This is a genomic window from Pseudomonas sp. NPDC086112, assembly GCF_044746425.1.
GTDB lineage: Bacteria > Pseudomonadota > Gammaproteobacteria > Pseudomonadales > Pseudomonadaceae > Aquipseudomonas.
In genome coordinates this window covers 91961-112178 of the sequence record NZ_JBIVCD010000007.1, presented here as the reverse complement: position 1 = coordinate 112178, position 20218 = coordinate 91961, and the positions used below count along the sequence as shown (strand labels likewise).

At 58.8% G+C, this 20218-nt stretch carries 19 protein-coding genes and 1 pseudogene; 4 read left to right on the top strand and 16 right to left on the bottom strand.

Going from position 1 to position 20218, the window contains the following annotated elements:
• The first annotated feature begins 107 nt into the window (after positions 1 to 107).
• Positions 108 to 1079: a magnesium and cobalt transport protein CorA gene (locus tag ACIPLA_RS07765; RefSeq protein ID WP_218394316.1), complete on the top strand. Its 972-nt coding sequence runs from the start codon at positions 108 to 110 to the stop codon at positions 1077 to 1079.
• 94 nt (positions 1080 to 1173) lie between these two features.
• On the opposite strand, the gene ACIPLA_RS07760 is transcribed toward ACIPLA_RS07765, so the two are convergent.
• From ACIPLA_RS07760 to ACIPLA_RS07750, 3 genes are all read right to left on the bottom strand, one after another.
• Positions 1174 to 1914 carry an amidotransferase gene (locus ACIPLA_RS07760; RefSeq protein WP_218394315.1) on the bottom strand — a complete coding sequence of 247 codons (741 nt, stop codon included), beginning with the start codon at positions 1912 to 1914 and terminating at the stop codon, positions 1174 to 1176.
• 107 nt (positions 1915 to 2021) lie between these two features.
• Positions 2022 to 4163, bottom strand: a complete 2142-nt coding sequence (locus tag ACIPLA_RS07755; RefSeq protein ID WP_401172778.1) for a 3-hydroxyacyl-CoA dehydrogenase NAD-binding domain-containing protein — start codon at positions 4161 to 4163, stop codon at positions 2022 to 2024.
• A gap of 24 nt (positions 4164 to 4187) precedes the next feature.
• Positions 4188 to 5393: an acetyl-CoA C-acetyltransferase gene (locus tag ACIPLA_RS07750; protein WP_401172776.1), complete on the bottom strand. Its 1206-nt coding sequence runs from the start codon at positions 5391 to 5393 to the stop codon at positions 4188 to 4190.
• A gap of 645 nt (positions 5394 to 6038) precedes the next feature.
• Here ACIPLA_RS07750 and ACIPLA_RS07745 point away from each other — a divergent pair.
• The gene (locus ACIPLA_RS07745; protein ID WP_218394312.1) at positions 6039 to 6860 is read left to right on the top strand and encodes a cytochrome c; all 822 of its coding nucleotides are present in this window, start codon (positions 6039 to 6041) and stop codon (positions 6858 to 6860) included.
• Positions 6861 to 7001: 141 nt separating this feature from the next.
• Here ACIPLA_RS07745 and ACIPLA_RS07740 read toward each other — a convergent pair whose 3' ends face one another.
• The 9 genes from ACIPLA_RS07740 to ACIPLA_RS07700 all read right to left on the bottom strand — a co-directional run bounded on the left by ACIPLA_RS07740 (position 7002) and on the right by ACIPLA_RS07700 (position 15105).
• Entirely contained in the window at positions 7002 to 7811 is an 810-nt protein-coding gene (locus tag ACIPLA_RS07740) for a transglutaminase family protein (RefSeq protein WP_048394414.1), read from the bottom strand.
• Positions 7808 to 8758, bottom strand: a complete 951-nt coding sequence (locus ACIPLA_RS07735; RefSeq protein ID WP_010456611.1) for an alpha-E domain-containing protein — start codon at positions 8756 to 8758, stop codon at positions 7808 to 7810. The genes ACIPLA_RS07740 and ACIPLA_RS07735 overlap by 4 nt, the downstream gene beginning before the upstream one ends.
• A gap of 12 nt (positions 8759 to 8770) precedes the next feature.
• Complete coding sequence (locus ACIPLA_RS07730) at positions 8771 to 10180, bottom strand: circularly permuted type 2 ATP-grasp protein (RefSeq protein WP_007902187.1); 1410 nt, start codon at positions 10178 to 10180, stop codon at positions 8771 to 8773.
• Positions 10181 to 10641: 461 nt separating this feature from the next.
• Entirely contained in the window at positions 10642 to 10983 is a 342-nt protein-coding gene (locus ACIPLA_RS07725; protein WP_007902188.1) for a ribonuclease E inhibitor RraB, read from the bottom strand.
• A gap of 215 nt (positions 10984 to 11198) precedes the next feature.
• Positions 11199 to 11432, bottom strand: coding sequence for a hypothetical protein (locus ACIPLA_RS07720; RefSeq protein ID WP_008073014.1), 234 nt, complete (start codon positions 11430 to 11432; stop codon positions 11199 to 11201).
• A gap of 227 nt (positions 11433 to 11659) precedes the next feature.
• On the bottom strand, positions 11660 to 11851 hold the full coding sequence (locus ACIPLA_RS07715; protein ID WP_007902193.1) for a PLDc N-terminal domain-containing protein: 192 nt from the start codon (positions 11849 to 11851) through the stop codon (positions 11660 to 11662).
• 83 nt (positions 11852 to 11934) lie between these two features.
• Positions 11935 to 12465: a hypothetical protein gene (locus tag ACIPLA_RS07710; RefSeq protein WP_401172771.1), complete on the bottom strand. Its 531-nt coding sequence runs from the start codon at positions 12463 to 12465 to the stop codon at positions 11935 to 11937.
• Between the two features lie 153 nt (positions 12466 to 12618).
• Complete coding sequence (locus tag ACIPLA_RS07705) at positions 12619 to 13137, bottom strand: ankyrin repeat domain-containing protein (RefSeq protein WP_401172769.1); 519 nt, start codon at positions 13135 to 13137, stop codon at positions 12619 to 12621.
• A gap of 129 nt (positions 13138 to 13266) precedes the next feature.
• A complete protein-coding gene (locus ACIPLA_RS07700) occupies positions 13267 to 15105 on the bottom strand; it encodes a long-chain-acyl-CoA synthetase (protein WP_401172767.1) in 1839 nt (612 codons plus the stop codon).
• A gap of 321 nt (positions 15106 to 15426) precedes the next feature.
• Here ACIPLA_RS07700 and ACIPLA_RS07695 point away from each other — a divergent pair, with 321 nt between their 5' ends.
• A complete protein-coding gene (locus ACIPLA_RS07695) occupies positions 15427 to 15705 on the top strand; it encodes a DUF3509 domain-containing protein (RefSeq protein WP_401172765.1) in 279 nt (92 codons plus the stop codon).
• 220 nt (positions 15706 to 15925) lie between these two features.
• Here ACIPLA_RS07695 and ACIPLA_RS07690 read toward each other — a convergent pair whose 3' ends face one another.
• The 4 genes and pseudogenes from ACIPLA_RS07690 to aroC all read right to left on the bottom strand — a co-directional run bounded on the left by ACIPLA_RS07690 (position 15926) and on the right by aroC (position 18952).
• Positions 15926 to 16471 carry a 1,2-dihydroxy-3-keto-5-methylthiopentene dioxygenase gene (locus ACIPLA_RS07690; protein ID WP_401172763.1) on the bottom strand — a complete coding sequence of 182 codons (546 nt, stop codon included), beginning with the start codon at positions 16469 to 16471 and terminating at the stop codon, positions 15926 to 15928.
• A gap of 21 nt (positions 16472 to 16492) precedes the next feature.
• Positions 16493 to 16597, bottom strand: a pseudogene (locus ACIPLA_RS07685) (hypothetical protein); the annotation flags it as partial.
• A gap of 36 nt (positions 16598 to 16633) precedes the next feature.
• Positions 16634 to 17779: an MFS transporter gene (locus ACIPLA_RS07680; protein WP_192346959.1), complete on the bottom strand. Its 1146-nt coding sequence runs from the start codon at positions 17777 to 17779 to the stop codon at positions 16634 to 16636.
• A gap of 81 nt (positions 17780 to 17860) precedes the next feature.
• On the bottom strand, positions 17861 to 18952 hold the full coding sequence (gene aroC / locus ACIPLA_RS07675; RefSeq protein ID WP_030131637.1) for a chorismate synthase: 1092 nt from the start codon (positions 18950 to 18952) through the stop codon (positions 17861 to 17863).
• An 85-nt stretch (positions 18953 to 19037) separates the two neighbouring features.
• Between aroC and ACIPLA_RS07670 the strand changes: the two genes are divergently transcribed.
• Positions 19038 to 20036 carry an alpha/beta hydrolase gene (locus ACIPLA_RS07670; protein ID WP_192346963.1) on the top strand — a complete coding sequence of 333 codons (999 nt, stop codon included), beginning with the start codon at positions 19038 to 19040 and terminating at the stop codon, positions 20034 to 20036.
• Positions 20037 to 20218 lie beyond the last annotated feature (182 nt).

Here is a 20218-nt window from a genome sequence, read left to right as displayed (position 1 = left end):
TCTACAGATTTTGCTGACTCTCAAGCAGCAGACAAGGTTAAGCTGAATCCTGCTTGCCACTGCATTTTTGCTTAATACAAAGCGCTAATAAGAAGTGAACCAAAATCATGGGTAGAGTCGTTGCTGCTGCGGTTTACAGTGCCGGTAAGAAGGTCACCAATATCACGCTCGACGAAGGCGCTGCCTGGGCTGCCAAGCCCGGCCACTTTGTCTGGATTGGTCTGGAAGAGCCGAACGCCGAAGAGCTGTTCAACCTGCAACGTCAGTTCAACCTGCATGAACTGGCGATCGAAGATGCCCTGGAAAAACACAGCCGACCGAAGCTGGAGACGTTCGGCGACGCGCTGTTTATCGTCACGTATTCGCCAATCCGCAATGAAGGCAAACTGCAGTTCATCGAGACTCATATCTTCGCCGGCAAGGGTTACATCATTACCGCACGCAATGGACATTCGGCGTCCTACGCGTACGTCCGACAGCGCTGTGAGGCGCGGCCGCTGTTGTTGGAGCATGGGGAGGATTTCGTACTCTATGCCATTCTCGACTTCGTGATTGAAAACTACCAGCCGATGGGCGAAGCGATTCATGCCGAGATCGATGAGCTGGAGAGCAATGTCCTCTGCGGTTCACTGAAGGAGCGCGATATCCAGAAACTCCACGGCCTTCGCCGCGATGTATTGCGCTTGCGCCGGTTTGCGGCACCCATGGTGGAGATCGGTGAGGAACTGCAAAAGCTGAGCTTTCCGTTCATCGACAAGAACATGCGCCCGTATTTCCGCGACGTGCAGATTCATGTCACGCGGCAGATGGAAGACCTGACGACCCTGGCGGACATTGCCAGCCAGACCATCGAGGTCGGGGTGTTGCTGGAGGCGTCACGCCAGAGCGTGGTGCAGCGCAAGTTCGCGGCGTGGGCGGCGATTCTGGCGTTCCCGACGGCGATAGCGGGGATTTACGGGATGAACTTCGAGGACATGCCAGAGTTGAGTTGGCATTACGGGTATTTCGGGGTGTTGGGGTTTATTACTATTGGGTGTGTCGGTTTGTGGGCGAGTTTCAAGCGGTCGGGATGGTTGTAGTCAGGACTGAGGCGTCTGAACGAATTCGCGGGCAAGCCTCGCTCCTACAAGAACACCGAACCTCCTGTAGGAGCGAGGCTTGCCCGCGAAGCCTTTAAGGCTTAACCGACTCACCCTCACCCTCAGGCTTGTGCGCCACAAACCGCATCATCCACTCTGCGACGGTCGTGCCGTGATGCTCGTGTTCAAGACTGGCCATACCTTTCGAATAAATCTGCTCGCCCAGCGCTTCCTGACGAATATCCAGCAACGCCCGTGAGTAATCGTGAATGAACTCCGGATGCCCCTGGAAGCACAGCACCTGATCGTTGATGTGGTACGCAGCGAACGGGCAAAAATCACTCGAAGCAATCACCGTAGCGTTTTCCGGGAGCGCGGTGACCTGATCCTGATGGCTGATCAGCAGCGTCAGCTCTTCCCTCAGTGGGCTCATCCACGGCGCCTTGGCGGCAAGTTTGTAGCTATGGGTGCCGACGCCCCAACCCTGGGTCGCCCGCTCGCTCTTGCCACCCAACAGCAGCGCCAGCAGTTGATGGCCGAAGCACACGCCCAGCAGCTTGTCGCCGCGCTGGTAGCGGTCCAGCAGGTAGGTCTTGAGGGTTTGAATCCACGGGTCGGTACCGAAGGAGTCGGCCTTGCTACCGGTGACCAGATATGCATCAAAGATCTGATCATCGCTGGGATAATCGCCCTGCATCACGTTGTACACGGTGAACTCGGCAGCGATGGGTTGCTGCGAAAACAGACGCTGGAACATCTGCCCGTAACCCTGATATTGATCGACCAGTTCCGGACGCAGGATGTCGGTTTCCAGAATGCAGATGCGTAACGACATAAAAAATACCTGACACATGAAGGGAATAATGCACACCCCAGAGCCTGCCTTGAAACACCGTGGCAAGGCAAGCCCCGGAGCGCGTCATCGGTCCCTTAGAACGTCCCTTAAAACAACGCGTCTTTGGCGGCTTTCTCCAGTAGCAGCGCAGGCGGTGTGAAGCGCTCGCCGTACTGCTCGGCCAGGTACTGGGCGCGGGCGACGAAGTCTTTCACGCCATACTGATTGATGAACTGCAGCGCACCGCCGGTCCAGGCCGCGAAGCCGATGCCGAAGATCGAGCCAACGTTGGCATCCGCCGTCGAGGTCAGCACGCCCTCTTCCATGCAGCGCACGGTTTCGATGGCTTGGACGAACAGCAGTCGATCGCGTATGTCCTTCGGTGAAATCTGCCCATCGGCTTTCTCGAAGCGGGTTTTCAGCTCTGGCCACAAATGCTTCTGCCCTGTGGCCGGGTAATCGTAGAAACCACCTCCAGCGGCCTTGCCCGGACGCTTGTATTCCTTGAGCAACAAGTCAATCACGGCGAACGCCGGGTGCTCAATCAGCGGTTTCCCTTCTGCTCGCAGGTCTTTGGCGGTTTGTTCGCGGATATGGCTCATGAGGCTGAGGGAAACTTCGTCGGAGATCGCCAGAGGTCCGACAGGCATGCCGGCCTTGCGCGCTTCGGTCTCGATCATTGGCGCGCTCACACCTTCGCCGAGCATGGCGATGCCCTCGTTGGTGAAGGTGCCAAATACTCGTGAGGTAAAGAAGCCGCGACTGTCGTTGACCACGATCGGTGTCTTCTTGATTTGCAGGACGAAATCGAAACCGCGAGCCAGGGTTTCGTCGCTGGTATGGACGCCCTTGATGATTTCCACCAACGGCATTTTCTCCACGGGACTGAAGAAATGCAGGCCGATGAATTTCGTCTGGTCCGGCACGGCGGTGGCCAGGCCGCTGATCGGCAAGGTCGAGGTGTTGGAGGCGATGACCGCATCCGGGCCGACGACTGCTCGCGCCGCCGATGAGACCTTGGCTTTCAGTTCGCGATCTTCAAACACCGCTTCAATAATCAGATCGCAACCGGCCAGATCCGCATCGTTTTCGGTGGCATGGATTCGCGCCAAAATATCCTCGCGCTGCTCCCGGGTTAACTGACCACGCGCAACCTTCTTGTCCAGCAACGCCGCCGAGTGGGCCTTGCCCTTCTCTGCCGCGGCGAGGTTGATGTCTTTGAGCACCACGTCGATGCCGACCGATGCGCTGACAAACGCGATGCCCGCGCCCATCATCCCGGCGCCGAGCACGCCGACTTTCTTCGTCGCGTAAGGCGCTATGCCTTGGGGCCTAGAGCCGCCGGCATTGATCTCATTGAGCTGAAACCAGAACGTACCAATGAGGTTTTTCGACACCTGGCCGGTGGTCAGCTCGGTGAAGTAGCGGGTTTCGATCAGGTGCGCCGTGTCGAAATCCACTTGGGCGCCTTCCACCGCAGCACAGAGGATTTTCTCCGGCGCGGGCAGGCAGCCCTGGGTTTTGCTGCGCAGGATCGATGGCGTGATGGCCAGCATCGGCGCGAGCTTGGGATCCGACGGCGTGCCGCCAGGAATCTGATAACCCTTCACGTCCCAGCGCTGCACAGCGACCGGGTGATCGACAATCCACGCCCGCGCCTTGGCCATCAGTTCATCGCGATCGGCGGCCAACTCGTCGATCAACCGCGCCTGCAACGCCTGTTGCGGGCGGATTTTCTTGCCTTCAAGCAGATACGGCAGCGCTTTTTCGATGCCCAGCATGCGGACCATGCGCACTACCCCGCCGCCGCCCGGTAACAGGCCAAGAGTGACTTCCGGCAGACCCAGCAGCACCGATGGGTTGTCCAGCGCGACGCGGTGATGACAGGCCAGACAGATTTCCCAACCGCCACCGAGCGCTGCGCCATTGATCGCAGCGACCACCGGTTTGCCGAGGGTTTCCAGGGTGCGCAGTTGGCCCTTGAGTGTCAGCACCATGTCGTAAAAGGCTTTGGCTTCGGGTTTGCCGACCTTGATCAGTTCATTGAGGTCGCCGCCGGCGAAGAAGGTCTTCTTGGCCGAGGTGATGATCACACCAATGGCGTCCTTGTCGGCGACCAGTCGGGCGACGCAGGTGGCCATGGCGTCGCGGTAGACCGCGTTCATGGTGTTGGCACTCTGGCCCGGCATGTCGATGGTCAGGACGACGATCTGGTCCTGGCCCTTTTCGTAACGGATGGCTTGGGTCATGGAAATGTTCCTTGAAGTCAGGGCTCAGAGGCGTTCGATGATGGTGGCAATGCCCATGCCGCCGCCGACACACAAGGTCGCCAGGCCATAGCGCAGGCGCCGGGTTTCCAATTCATCGAGCAGCGTGCCGAGAATCGCGCAGCCGGTGGCGCCGAGCGGGTGGCCCATGGCGATGGAGCCGCCGTTGACGTTGACCTTGTCGGGGTCGATGGCCATGTCCTTGATGAACTTGAGCACCACCGAAGCGAACGCTTCGTTGACTTCGAACAGGTCAATGTCTTCGACCCGCAGCCCGGCCTTGGCCAGCGCCTTGCGCGTGGCCGGTGCCGGACCGGTGAGCATGATGGTCGGGTCAGTGCTGGTGACCGCCGTGGCGACGATTCGCGCCCGGGGCTGCAAACCCAGCGCCCGGCCCTTCGCTTCGGAGCCGATCAGCATCAGCGCTGCGCCATCGACGATCCCGGAGCTGTTGCCCGGCGTATGAACGTGGTTAATCCGCTCCACTTGGCTGTAAACCCCCAATGCCGTGGCATCGAAGCCCATTTGCCCGATCATTTCGAAGCTCGGCTTGAGCTTGCCCAGGCCTTCCATCGTTGAGTCGGCACGAATGAATTCATCGTGATCGAGCAGAATGATGCCGTTCTGGTCTTGCACCGGCACCAGCGACTTGTTGAACGAACCGTCCGCCCGCGCCCGCGCCGCCTTCTGTTGGGAGTGCAACGCGAAGGCATCGACGTCCTGACGGCTGAAACCTTCAATCGTGGCGATCAGGTCCGCACCCACGCCCTGAGGGGTGAAGTGGTTGTGCAAATTGGTTTCCGGGTCCAGCGCCCAAGCGCCGCCGTCGCTGCCCATGGCCACGCGGGACATCGATTCGACGCCACCGACTACCACCAGGTCTTCGAAGCCGGAACGCACTTTCATCGCGCCGAGGTTCACCGCTTCCAGACCCGACGCGCAGAAGCGATTGAGCTGCATACCGGCCACGCTGACGTCCCAATCGGCCACCTGCGTGGCGGTCTTGGCGATGTCGGAACCCTGATCGCCGATGGGCGTCACGCAGCCGAGCACCACATCATCGACCTGACTGGTGTCCAGGGATGTGCGCTGCTGCAGCGCCGTCAGCAGCCCGGCGACCAGATTCACTGGCTTGACGCTGTGCAAGGCGCCATTGGCCTTGCCTTTACCACGGGGCGTGCGTAACGCGTCGAATATCAAAGCCTGGGTCATGACGTCCTCGAACCTGGTGGTAAATGAAGATCAAAAGATCAAAAGATCGCAGTCTTCGGCGGCTCCTACAGGAGACCGTGTGACCCTGATCTTTATGCCCTCACCTTATGCCCTGCAGCCGTGGATTCAATGACCACAGTGCTCATTGGCGTTGACGGTCACGCTCAGACGAACGGTAGTCTGCTATCGGATAAACCGATTCAAGTCACCAAGCTGTCTAGCAAACGGGCGCCCAAGAAGATGGCCATAAGCCTCATACCTTTTTAAAAGCGATGAGTGCTCAGCACATACGAAATGGATCTAAGCCAATCGTGACGCGGGCCCTAAGGTAAACCTGTACGAAGTTGTCGTCGGGTTTTGCCGAGGCACTCGTCATACAAGGAAGTGCAGCGCTCTGCCGTCATGGAGATAGGCAGGCAGGCATCAGGAAATAACAAAAAAGGCGGTCAAGCCATGTTCAAGCATTCGAAAGTTCGTCAAGCCGGGCTCATTCTATTCGCCACTACACTGTTGTTGATTTTGCCGAACCTGACCAAGGTGATTGGCTGATCGAGCATCAGGGTTTTCATTTCGCCTGATAAAAATGTGATTGGCTCGCTACCCGGGTCAGCGTGGCTGTGCCAACCTTTGCGGCACTTCCACGACATGGACGGCGATCACTTGAAAGCGCTCACTCTATTTGGGGCCTTGCTGCTCAGCATGCCTCTGTCTGCCGCACAGCTGAATCTGGAGCTGGGCGAGAGTTCTCGCACCTGGCAGACCGAGCAATTGCTCAAGCATCCTCAGGTTCAGACCATCACGATCACCAACGACGTTTCCTACAAACGGGACATGAGCTATCGCGCCGTGCCGTTGGCGGCGTTGTTGACGGGCATCAAGCCTGAGGATCATCTGCAAGCCGTTGCCCTGGACGGTTTTGCCGCCGAGCTGGCCGCCGCGCCGTTACTCAGTACCCAAGGCGCGCGGGCCTGGCTGGCGATTGAAGACCCGGCCAAGCCGTGGCCACCGTTGTCAGAGGGCAAGCACAGTGCGGGACCGTTTTATCTGGTCTGGACCGATCCACAAACGGGCAATATCAGCCCCGAGCAATGGCCGTTCGAAGTAGCGAGTATCAAGCGCATGGCCCCGGTGGCCGAGCGCTTCCCTGCCCTGCTGCCCGATCCTGCGCTGAAGGCGGACGATCCAGTGAACAAGGGCTTTGCGCTGTTTCAGAAGAACTGCCTGGCGTGTCATCGATTGAATGGCGCGGGGGATGCGCAGTTCGGGCCGGACCTGAATATTCCGTTCAACCCGACCGAGTACTTCGGCGCGGATTTCCTCAAGCGCTACATTCGTGATCCGCAGAGCTTGCGTCAGTGGCCACAGGCGAAGATGCCGGCGTTCGCGACGACGGTGTTGCCAGAGGGGGATCTGGAATTGTTGGTGGGGTATTTGAAGCACATGGCGGGGCGCAAGGTGCAACCTTGATTGCTTGAGCTTGTGTTGCCAGGGCTGGCCTCTTCGCGAGCAAGCCCGCTCCCACATTGGATCTCCTTTGTGTCACAAATTCTGTGTACGCCAAAGTTCTAATGTGGGAGCGGGCTTGCTCGCGAAGCGGTATCCCCACCCCTACTGCTGTTGCACCGAAATCACCGGCGCTGGCGTCGGCGAGACGAACACCTTCGCATGCATCTGCTCGCACCCGCCACCACGACGCATGCCGCGTACCGGGCAGGCGTCGAGATAATCCAGGCCCACCGCCAGTTTCAGGTGACGCTCCGGACGGGCCAGTTCGTTGGTCACGTCGAAGCTGTACCAGGCGTCATCCAGCCAGGCTTCCGCCCAGGCGTGACTGGCCAGGTGTTCGCTGTTCTCGCTGTACAGATACCCCGACACATAACGCGAAGGAATGCCCAGGCTGCGAGCGCAGGCGAGAAACGCGTGGGTGTGGTCCTGGCAGACCCCGGAGCGCCCGGCGAATGCCTGGGCGGCGCTGGTGTCTACTTCGGTGGAACCCGGCGTGTAGGTCATGTGCTGGTTCAGGCCATGCATCAAATCGATCAGCGCCGTACGATCCCGGCGTTGTTTGCAGGCCTTCTCGGCGAATGCACGCAGCGCTTCGTCGGCCTCGGTCAGGCGCGTGAAGCGCAGGAACGGCAGCGCCGACTGGCTTTCATGTTCGGCTTCGCGCAGTTCGTCGATGTCCACCTGCCCTCGGGCGCCGATGATGATCGCCTCGTGGGGTTCGTCCAGGGTCAGCACATGCAGAATGTTGCCGAACGGATCGAGTTGCGCACGCACCGGGCGTGGCAGGTCGAGTTGCCAGCTGAGCACGTGTTGGCGCTCGCTGTCGTGAGGGGTCAGTCGCAGGTACTGGATGCTCGCCCGCACCTGATCTTCGTAGTGATAGGTGGTCTCGTGGCTAATGGAAAGTCTCATGCAGCCTCCAGGTAGGAACTGTGTATGGCGTTGCCCAACTGGCGCACCAGCGGGATGAACTCGGTCAGCCAGGCATGCAGGCCTTCGTCGAGGATTTCGTTGATACCGGTGTAGCGCAGGCGTGCGTCCATTTCTGCCGCCAAACGCTGGGCAGGACGGCCGTTGGCCCCAGGCAATTGGGCGAGAATCTGGTCGATTTCTTCGGTGCAGGCCCGCAAAGATCGCGGCACGTCGGCGCGCAGCAGCAACAATTCGGCCACATGCCGGGCGCCGGGGGCGTCGCGATAGATCTCGGTATAGGCCTCGAACGACGACAAGGCCCGCAGCAAGGCGCTCCACTGGTAATAGGCGTGAGCCGTGCCGTCGCTGACCGCTTCGGCCTGATCGCCGGCCATTTCGTAACGGGCGTCGAGCAGGCGCAAGGTGTTGTCAGCCCTTTCGATAAAGGTGCCCAGACGAATGAAGCGGAACGCGTCGTTACGCATGATGGTGCCGTAGGACGCGCCGCGGAACAGGTGGGAACGTTCCTTGATCCACTCACAGAAACGGCTCATGCCGTAGCGACTCAAGCCCTGTTCGGCGATCCCGCGAATCTCCAGCCAGGTGGCGTTGATGTTTTCCCACATGTCAGCGGTGATTCGCCCACGCACCGCATGGGCGCTGGCTCGCGCGGCACCGAGGCAGCTGTAGATGCTCGCCGGGTTGGCCGCATCCAGGGCGAAAAAGTGCAGCAGCCGTTCGGCGTGCAAATCGCCGTGACGCTCCAGGTAATCGTCCAGAGTGCCGGTGATCAGCAACGGCATGGCGAGTTCGTGCAAGCCATCGCCACGACCGTCCTGAGGCATCAGTGACAGCGAATAACTGATGTCGAGCATCCGTGCGAGGTTTTCGGCCCGCTCCAGGTAACGCGACATCCAATACAGATCCGAGGCAGTTCTACTTAACATGACAGGCTTCCTTCAATCCTCGACCACCCAGGTGTCCTTGGTTCCGCCGCCCTGGGAGGAATTCACCACCAGGGAGCCTTCGCGCAAGGCGACACGGGTCAAACCGCCGGGCACAACCCGGGTTTCGCGGCCAGACAATACAAACGGACGCAGGTCGATATGGCGTGGAGCGATGCCGTTTTCGACAAAGGTCGGACAGGTCGATAAAGACAACGTCGGTTGGGCGATGTACGCGTGGGGTTTGGCTTTGATCCGCTCACGGAAAGATTCGATTTCCGCCGCCGTCGCCGCCGGCCCCACCAGCATTCCGTAACCACCGGAGCCCTGGGTTTCCTTGACCACCAGTTCTGGAAGATTGGCCAGCACGTGGGACAGCTCAGAGGGATTACGACACTGCCATGTCGGCACGTTCTTCAGGATCGGCTCTTCATCGAGGTAGAAACGAATCATGTCCGTGACGAAGGGGTACACCGACTTGTCATCCGCGACCCCGGTGCCGATGGCATTCGCCAGCACCACGTTGCCGGAACGGTAGGACGACAGCAGACCTGGAACGCCGAGCATCGAATCCGGGTTGAACGCCAACGGATCGAGGAAGGCATCGTCGAGGCGCCGGTAGATCACGTCGACCGCTTTCGGCCCGTCCGTGGTACGCATGAACACCTTGTCATCACGCACGAACAGGTCCGCGCCTTCCACCAGTTCAACGCCCATTTCCCGGGCCAGAAATGCATGCTCGAAAAACGCGCTGTTGAAGCGCCCCGGCGTCAGCACTACCACGCTTGGGTTGTCGATCGGGCTGGAACTTTTCAGGGTGTCGAGCAACAGGTTCGGATAGTGGTCGATCGGCGCGATGCGCTGGGCTGCGAACAATTCGGGGAACAATCGCATCATCATCTTGCGATCTTCGAGCATGTAGCTCACGCCGCTGGGGGTACGAAGATTGTCTTCGAGCACGTAGTACGTGCCGTCGCCATCACGTACCAGGTCGACGCCGGAAATGTGCGAATAGATATCGCGGTGCAGATCCAGCCCCTGCATCGCCAACTGGTATTGCTCGTTGGCCAGCACTTGCTCGGCCGGGATGATGCCGGCCTTGATGATGCGCTGCTCGTGATAGAGGTCGGCAAGGAACATGTTCAATGCCTTGACCCGCTGAATGCAGCCGCGCTCGACGACCCGCCATTCACTGGCGGGGATACTGCGGGGAATGGTGTCGAAGGGAATCAGGCGCTCTGTCCCTTGCTCATCACCATAGAGCGTGAATGTAATCCCGGCACGATGAAATAACAGATCGGCCTCGCGTCGCCGTTGTGCCAAAAGCTCGTCAGGCGTTTCGGCCAGCCAACGGGCAAACTCCCGATAATGCGGGCGGACCTGGCCGCCGGCATCGTACATCTCATCAAAATAGGTGCGGATCATGCCGTACTCCTTGTCACCCGGACATCCAGGCCTTCGCAAGGCCCGTGCCATCGGCATAAACGCTTTAATATCAATCAGTTGGATAATGGCGCTGCACGCACCGCACCAATCCTGTGCGGTAAATGCCCCAACCTGATTGCCCCCGCTTCATGGCGAAGCAATGCTGTCGCCTATCAGCAGCATAGCCAGAGTTGATTTCACTGCCCGGGGGGCGATGCGGATAATCCGCGCATTCGCTGGAAAACCTGACCGAAACTTCCCTTTAGCCGCCTGCTCAGGCGGTTTTTTTTGTTTTTTTGAAACGTTATGAATCAAAAACCCAGATCAAAAGATCGCAGCCTCGTTTCACCTGTAGGAGCTGTCGAGTGAAACGAGGCTGCGATCTCTTGATCTTCCCCCCACAAACGAAAACGGCCAACCCAAAGGTCAGCCGTTGCTGAGTGTTGTCACTGTTCATAAAGTTATGCGAGTAGCCCTCGTACCTCCTGCTTGACGCCCCATCCTTCGATGATACCGCCCAGAGGCTCGACCACCGCCTCAAAGTCCTGCTCAAAGTCGCCGATACCGTCGTAGGTGGCGTACATCACTTTGCTCAGTTCCAGATGCCACGCGCCGTCATCGCGCACGCTGATCTGGGCATTCAAGGATTCACCACAAAAATGACCTGCCGCCCTGCGTGCCCGCTCCTCGTCCGGGAAAATGGCGTAGAACTCGATGGGATGGAATCGTGAAAAGTCGAAACCGCCTTCTTTCATGCGGCGCAACACGCTGCTGCTGATGTCTTCTTGATAGGCTGTGCTCATGAAACGTCCCCCTCAGACTGATGGATAGACTTTCCGTATTCCCTGCACTTTCAACCGATTGGTGAGAGCGATACGGCAACAGAGGTTGCCGACGGGAAACAAGCATGTAGCTGACAAGACCAGACCTTAGCGAGTCATTCGCTGATCTCGCTTGCAGAGTAGCCCCAAGATAGAGCTGCTGCCAAGGTCTGGGTGTGAATGTGACAAGAGGTGTATCAGATCGGGGTAATACTGATGATTTCAATGCTGTTCTGGGATTTCAGGCTTTTGACGGTCGGATCATCGGTACGACCCTCCAGATCATTGAGATCCAGTTCGGCAGCGATCGGCAGGCGTCGGGCGCGAATGAGTTTGGCGGCTTGCTCGCTATTCGGGCATTCCTCGCACTCGAAGAGTTCGTCCACTGTTTCACCGTGATCATCCACGAAAGTGATTTTCCACTTTTGCATCGGTGCCTCCTCGATAAAACCCATGGATGGGCTTACTTCTATCTGGACTTTAGCCCTGATTGATCGTTCAACGGATTACCGCGTGTCGGCATGAATAAACACAGAACCTGAGGGAGCGGGCTTGCTCGCGAAAGCGGTTTGTCTGTTACATCGATGCTGAATGTGTCGACGTCTTCGCGATGTAAGCCCGCTCCCACAAGGGAAATGCGTTGTGCTTGAGGATGCAGTCAGATCCGCACGTTACCTCGTGGCCCGGCGATGGCCCAGATGATCAGGCCCAGGACCGGCAGCAGCAGGATCAATAGCACCCAGATGATTTTCATCCCGGTCTCGGCGCCACTTTTAAGCACGTTGATGATGGCCCAGATATCCAGGGCGAGAATAATCAGGCCAACCAGGCTGTTGAACGTGGAACCCATGGTGACGCTCCCTAAGAGTGGTATGCCCTCTTAGGATAGTCGGGCCTTGCGAGGGTTCCGTTTTATTACCGTTCTGGACAGCTTCAGACGTGGATTGCCACTTTCAGGGCTTCCAGCGATGGCGCTGCGGCGATGCCGACTTCGGCGCACAGTTCGAGAACCCGTGGCACGTCGTTTCCATAGACCAGCACCACTTGCAGCTCATCGTCGAGCGGCTGGCTGATGTTCATCAGCGTGTAACCGCCGTTTTCCTTGTTCATGCTGCTCATCTGCACCTGAATGCGATTGAGCGCCGTCAGGGCTTCGGTCTTGGCCAGTTGCTTGGGTTTGATGTTGAAATCGACACCGGGGCCGAACGAAGCGACGATTTGCGCAAACAGGTCCATGTAGGTGTCGGCCTGGAACAGCACGGTTTCTGGCAAGCTGCCGACGACCACCCACTCACCCAACGGGATCGGGAAGGTGTCGTCGTAGTTGATGTCCGGATTGGCCGCCAGAAAAGCTTCTGGATCGGCGTAGGCCTGAGCCGCTTCGTCAGCGACTTTCAGGATTTCGTCATCGCTCATGCACCCGGAGCTGATTTTGCTGATGAGTTCGACGAGTGCGGCTTTCATGAGGTGGATCCTGTAGCGAGGGAGATTTGAGGGCGCGAAGGATAGCGCATTACATGTAGGAGCGAGGCTTGCCCGCGAAGAAGATGATGCGGTTTAACTGGGAATCCGGGTTATCGTTCTTCGCGGGCAAGCCTCGCTCCTACGGATTTGAGGTCAGGACAGAAGTTTCTGCAGCTGAGCCGTGGTATCCACCGCTCCCATGGTTTTGGCCGCGTCCAGCGCGGATACGCCGTTGGCATCCTTGGCTTTCGGATCGGCGCCTTTACTGATCAGGTAGTCGACGATTTCGACGCGGTTGAACATTGCCGCCATCATCAACGCAGTGCGACCGTCGAAGGACGAACCTTCCACTTGCGCGCCACCTTCCACCAACGCCTTGACCACCGCCAGATCACCCTTGAATGCCGCGCCGGCAATCGGGCTCTGGCCGTTGTCATTGCGGATTTCAGGATCGGCCTTGTGCTCAAGCAAGACTTTTACCGTCTCGACATGGCCATGGTACGCGGCGAGCATCAGCAAGGTGTCGCCCTTGTGGTTGCGCAGGTTCGGCGGTAAACCCTTGGTCAGCAGCGCAGCCATCATGGCCGCATCGCCCTCGCGCGCTTTGTTGAACACCTGTTCGGCAAATTCAGCAGCCTCTTCGGGCGTCATCTGACGGCTTTTGTCTGACATTGGGGACTCCACATTCGGTCAATCGGAAAAGCCGATAGTTTCCCGAGCGGTCTGGAACCTGTCACTTCTTTTTTCTCATGAATGGCCATAGCTACATTTAATAAGAGCCGCATTCAATAAGAGCCACATTCAATAACGGTGCTTGCCGTCCTGGATATCCGCCAGCACCTGCTCGGTGACTTGCACGTAAGTCTGGGTACCCGGCAACCAGGCGTAGATGGGGTCATCGCCGGTTTTGTTCGGGTCGAAGGCTTCGTCCTTGAGCCGGGTTTTCTGGTATTTGAAGGTCCCGGTGGTTTCCATTTTCACTTTCACCCGTAGGAAAAGTGGCACCGCATAGGCAGGCATTTGCTGCCTGGCGAAAGCCAGCAACTCGCTGAAATCCAGGGTCGCCAGGGATTCAGCCGGCGTGATTGCCGCCATCCCGGCACGCCCGTTGGTGTTGTGGATTTCCACGCCATAAGCCACGGCTTCGGCGATCTGCGGATGTTGCAACAGGATGTTTTCGACCTCGGTGGTCGAGACGTTTTCGCCCTTCCAGCGGTAGGTGTCGCCCAAACGGTCGACAAACTGCGCATGGCCAAAACCGATGTTGCGCAGCAGGTCACCGGTATTGAAGTAACGGTCGCCCTTCTTGAACACGTCGTGGAGCACGACTTTTGCGGTCTTCTGCGGATCGGTGTAGCCGTCCAGCGGTGCCTTGTCGTCGATCCTCGCCAGCAGCAAACCCTGCTCGCCCTTGGCCACTTTGCGCATGAAACCCTTGGTATCTCGCGTGGGGGCACCGCTGTCGTGGTCGTACGCCACCAGTTCCCAGGCCATCAGGGAAAAACCGATGGTGTTGTCGAAGTTGAGGATGTTGGTGAAGCCGATATTGCCGTCGCTGGCGGCGTACAGCTCGCAGATATGGTCAACGGCAAAACGCGTCTTGAACTCGCTCCACGCGCCGGGGCGCAGACCATTGCCGATCATCTTCGTCACGCTGTGGCGACTGTCGTCGACGCTGCGCGGTTGATCCACCAGGTAGCGGCACAATTCGCCGACGTAACCGAGGGTGGTCGCCCGGTATTTGCGCACGTCACTCCAGAACTGGCTGGCGCTGAACTTGCGGCGGATGGCAAACCCCGACGCCCCGCTGATTGCCGAGCCCCAGCACACGCAGAGCCCGGTGGCGTGGTACAGCGGCAAGGTGCAATAGACGACGTCCTGCGGCTGCATATCCAGGGCAATCAGCCCGAAGCTGGCGGAGCTGCGCATCCAGCGGCCGTGTTTGAACACCCCGGCCTTTGGCAACCCTGTGGTGCCCGAGGTGTAAATGTAGAAACAAGGATCGTCGAGAAAAACCTGCTGGCTGCTGACGGGGTTATCGCTGCACACTTGGGCGCTAGCCGTCATCAGGTTGATGAAGCCATCGGGCGAATTGCCCGGATCACGATAAGTGTCTTGATCAGCGACAAACCAGGTGCGCGCCGCGTCGATGGACACCCGCTCGCGAACCGCATTGAAGACCGCAACCAGCTCTTCTCCGACCACGATCGCCACCGGCGCCACCAGGTTCAGGCTGTGGGCCAGGGTATCGCGGGTCTGAGAGGTATTGAGCAAAGCGCTGATCGCACCGACCTTGGCCACCGCCAATATCGTCACCAGCAGTTCCGGACGGTTTTCGATAAAAATCGCCACCACATCGCCCTTGCCGATGCCTTGGGCAATCAGGTGATGGGCGATGCGATTGGCCCACTGATTGACCTGTACATAAGTGAGCGCCACCTCGCCCTGCAGCAAGGCCGGGCCCTCGGGGTTGCGCAACGTCGCCTGCTCGAAGCTCCAGCCGAGGCCACACGGTTGGGTCGGGTCCTTGACGTTGGCGGCTTTCATACCCTTCACCACGCGGGGAATGGCTTTGGCAATGGAAGGCAGCTTGCGGAGCATCATGCCCCAGGTAATCGTGTCGTTCAGCGTGCGGCTCATGATGCTCCCGTTCGATCTTCTTATTGTCGGGTGGCGTTGATTGAGGCCGAAAATACGTCAGCGGTTCTTGAGCTGTACACGCGGTTTTTGAAATGTTTTGTATCCGGAACCCTGGCGTAGCGATTGGTTCCATCGAATTCGCGACCGACCACGCAAAATGCAGGATGCACGATGGGCATTCATGCAGATTGCACGAAAGCATAGAAATACAATTTTTATAACTTATTGATTTATAAGTATTTTTAAAAAATCAGGTGCTGGCACAATCACTGCAACTACCTCTCCATGTAGCCCTTCAAAGCACTCACGGAGCTGATAGACATGAGCCTGATCCAGGAAAAATTTTCGTCGCTATTCTCCAACTTCGAAGTGACCACCCAGCCACGGCCTGACGGCGGCATTCTGCTGACCCTGCGCAGTACGGACGGCAAAGTCTTCAAACGTTCGATTTCCTACCAGCAATTGCATGCCGGCGATCAGCTGTCGTGGGTGATCAGCGCGATACGTCGTGACGTCGCCGAACAGGCCAGCGAACTGCCGCAGATCTCCCTGCTGCAAAGCCAGCAACGGTTCGCCTTGCCGACTTATCACTCGGTTTAAACGTTACATCGCTACAAACAAACAGGCCGTGAGCGCTTCTGCGTCACGGCCTGAGTTGTTTCTGGCTTTGCACAACCCTTGTAGGAGCAGAGCTTGCTCGCGAAGGCGGAGTATCAGGCGACATTAACGTTGACTGACACTCCGCCTTCGCGAGCAAGCTCTGCTCCTACAGGTTATGTGGTTTACAGGGCAGAAGGCCGGAGCAACGATTGGCCTCTACTCAGTCCTCGAGACGTGGGAAACGGCTGGCGATGTCATCGCCGGTGAAATCAGCCACCCTGCCTTCGGAGTTGTTGAACAGGCGGATGGTCACGAAATGCGGGTGCTCGCCCATGTCGAACCAATGCGGCGTACCGGCAGGCACCAGGATCAGGTCATTTTTCTCGCAGAGCACGGCGTAGACGTAATCGCCGATGTGCAGGGAGAACAAACCACGGCCAGCGACGAAAAATCGTACTTCGTCTTCAGCGTAATGGTGTTCATCGAGGCACCTGGCGCGCAGTTCGGCTTTTTGCGGGTGATCGCTGTTCAAACTGACGACGTCGACAGTGAGGTAACCGCGCTCGGTCATCAATTTATCGATTTGCTCCTGATACGCGGCGATCACTTCTTCCTGGCTGGCGCCGGGCTGGATTTTCGCCGTGGCTTTCCAACGGTCGAAGCGCACGCCCTGCTCGGCCAGGGTCGAGGCGATGTCCTCGAGGTGGGTCAGGACTTTGTTTGGTATTTCAGGGCTGGAGACGTGATAAACGGACAGGCTGCTCATTCTGGGCAACTCCTTAACGGTTCATGCTTCATGGTTCGAGAGCGAGCGCGTCTTCAACTCGCACTCGAACAAAAATTCAAAGGCCTCGATCGGTCGCAGTGCGTCGCTCATGCGCCCGCCCCACGTCGATGATTTCCCGGGCGAGATAATCGCAGGCCAGGCTCATGGCCTGTCCTCTTGCATACGTGTGGCAATGATAACGGCAGCGGCGAAGGCTGCGAGACTGGCAATACTAAAGGTCAATGTGGCACCGAGGGCATTCCAGCTGTAACCGGAATACAACGCGCCCAATGCGCCGCCGGTGCCGGCCAGCGCGGCATACAACGCCTGGCCCTGGCCTTGCTGACGCGCGCCGAAGCTACGTTGCACGAACTGGATAGCAGCCGCGTGAAAGCTGCCGAAGGTGGCGGCGTGCAGCACTTGGGCGAACAGCAACACCCAGAGGAATTCAGCAAACGAACCGAGCAACAACCAACGCAAAGCCGCCAGCAGGAAACTCGCCAGTAGCACCCGGCGCACCGAGAAGCGCGCAAGAATCTTGCTCATGGCCAGAAACATCAAGACTTCGGCAACCACACCGACCGCCCAGAGCATGCCGATCAGCCCACGACTGTAACCAAGTTGCTCAAGGTGCAGGGTCACAAAGGTGTAATACGGCCCGTGACTCATCTGCATCAGCGCCACGCAAGCGTAGAACGCCAACACCCCGGGGTTACGCAATTGCTGGAGGAATCCCTCCCCCGCCAACCGTTCACTCTGAACCGGTTGCGCGTTGGGTACCCACAAACTGCTGACGACGATCCCGGCCATGATCAGCACCAGCGCCACCGGATAGATGTCCAGGCTAAGCCACTCGAACAACCGGCCGAGGGCGACCACGGTGATGATGAAACCGATGGAACCCCACAAGCGAATCTGACTGTAGCGAGATGTCTGCCCCTGCAAATGCGCCAGGGTGATGACTTCGAACTGCGGCAACACCGCATGCCAGAAGAACGCGTGCAAGGCCATGACCATCGCCAGCCATGCGTAGCTTTTGCTGACGAAAATCAGCGAGAAGGTCAGCAGCGTACAGACCGCGCCGAACCGCACGATGGCCAGCCGTCGCCCGGTGTAGTCACCGAGCCAGCCCCAGATGTTCGGCGCCACGCAGCGCATCAGCATCGGGATCGCCACCAGTTCGCCAATGCGCGCACTGGAAAAGCCCAGGTGATCGAAGTACAGCGCCAGGAATGGCGCTGTCGAACCGAGCAAGGCGAAATAGAACAGATAGAAACTGGAGAGCCGCCAATACGGAAGCGCCGTCACGTCGTCAGGCCCCGGCGGCTATGAGGCTCTGCACAAAAACTGCCTGCGCGACGAGTTTTCGTACAGACCCTGCCTCAGCCATTAAAGCTGACCCAGCACCGGAGTGCTCACGCGCACATCGACGTTCTGCCCGCGGTGACGCAGCAGATGATCCATCAGCACGATGGCCATCATCGCTTCGGCGATTGGCGTGGCGCGGATGCCGACGCACGGGTCGTGACGGCCCTTGGTGACGACCTCAACCGGGTTGCCATGGATGTCGATCGAACGGCCCGGTGTGGTGATGCTCGATGTCGGCTTAAGCGCCAGGTGCGCCACGATCGGCTGACCGGACGAGATGCCACCGAGAATGCCGCCGGCGTTGTTGCTGAGGAAACCTTCCGGGGTCATTTCATCACGGTGTTCGGTGCCGCGCTGGGCGATGCTGGCAAAACCGGCGCCGATCTCAACGCCTTTGACCGCGTTGATGCTCATCAGCGCGTGGGCCAGTTCGGCGTCGAGGCGGTCGAAGATCGGCTCACCGAGGCCCGGCATCACGCCTTCGGCAACCACGGTGATTTTCGCGCCGACCGAATCCTGGTCGCGACGCAACTGGTCCATATAGGCTTCCAGCTCCGGCACTTTGTCCGGGTCGGGGCTGAAGAAGGCATTTTCTTCCACCGAATCCCAGGTCTTGAACGGGATTTCAATCGGGCCGAGCTGGCTCATGTAGCCACGAATGACGATGCCTTGGGTGGCCAGGTATTTTTTCGCAATTGCCCCTGCCGCCACGCGCATAGCGGTTTCACGGGCCGAACTGCGACCGCCGCCGCGATAATCGCGCTCACCGTATTTATGGTGGTAGGTGTAGTCGGCGTGGGCCGGGCGGAACAGATCCTTGATCGCCGAATAGTCCTTGGACTTCTGGTCGGTGTTGCGGATCAACAGGCCGATGGCGCAACCGGTGGTGCGGCCTTCGAACACGCCAGAGAGGATTTCGACTTCGTCGGCTTCCTGGCGCTGGGTGGTGTGGCGGCTGGTGCCGGGCTTGCGGCGATCCAGGTCGCGCTGCAGATCCTCAAGGGAAATCTCCAGGCCCGGCGGGCAGCCATCGACAATGGCGACCAACGCCGGGCCATGGCTTTCGCCCGCGGTGGTGACAGTGAACAGCTTGCCGTAGGTATTGCCGGACATGCGGGACGCTCCGTGAAATCGAAACTGAAATACGTAATGCGCGCCAGTATACGCAGGCTACCCGACTAGTTCATCCTCGAACCTTATGGGTGCTTGCGAGTCCAACCGGCACCTTGTTGATGATGGCGTGATGATGCTGCGAGTTCTAGCCTTGAGCCTTACCTTGTTTACCGGCTTTGCACAGGCCACTGTCCTACAACGTCCCATCACATTGGACACGGGCAGCGGTGAGCTTTTCGGCTCGCTGTTGCTGCCCAAGTCCGACACGCCAGTGCCGGTTGTCCTGATCATTTCCGGCTCCGGTCCTACGGATCGTGACGGAAACAACCCCGACGGCGGACGCAATGACAGCCTCAAACGGCTGGCCTGGGTGCTGGCCAAACACAACATCGCCAGCGTGCGCTACGACAAACGCGGCGTGGCGGCGAGCCTGGCTGCGACTCCAGACGAACGTAATCTGTCGGTGGAGGCCTATGTGGCCGACGCCGAAGCCTGGGGCCACAAGCTCAAAACCGATCCTCGTTTTGGCAAACTGATTTTGCTCGGCCACAGCGAAGGTGCGTTGATCGCTAGCCTGGCGGCGCCGAATGTCGATGCCGCAGCGGTAATTTCCATGTCCGGCAGCGCCCGGCCGATCGATCAGGTACTGCGCCAGCAATTGAGCAATCGCCTGCCGCCACCGTTGATGCTGCGCAGCAATGAACTGCTCGACAGCCTCAAGGCCGGCCACACCGACGACAACGTACCACCGCAATTGCAGGTGATTTTCCGCCCCAGCGTGCAGCCGTATCTGATCTCACTATTCCGCCAAGACCCGGCGGCGGCCTTCGGCAAATTGAAAATGCCGGCGCTGATCATCCAGGGCAGCAACGACATTCAGGTCGGCGTGGGTGACGCCAGAGCACTCAAGGCCGCAAAACCGGACGCCGAACTGGCTCTGATCGAAGGGATGAACCACGTGATGCGCATCGTGCCCAACGATGTGAAGCGGCAATTGGCCTCCTATAAAGATCCGCAATTACCACTGGCGGCCGAACTCGGCGCGCGAGTCCTCGAGTTTATTGACGGACTTCGCGCCAGTTAACCGAGGTCAGGGGACGTTCTCAACTAGTTTTCACGCCGCGCCGGGCCCGCTTTAAGGCGACAACGCGGCGTGAAAACTAGTTGAGAACTCCCCCTAGCCCTCCAGTCCTGAAAAAAACGGCCGATAAGCCTTTGTCGCCAGCGCACTGGCTGGCGGCAAGCAGGGCTTGGACAGGATCTCGC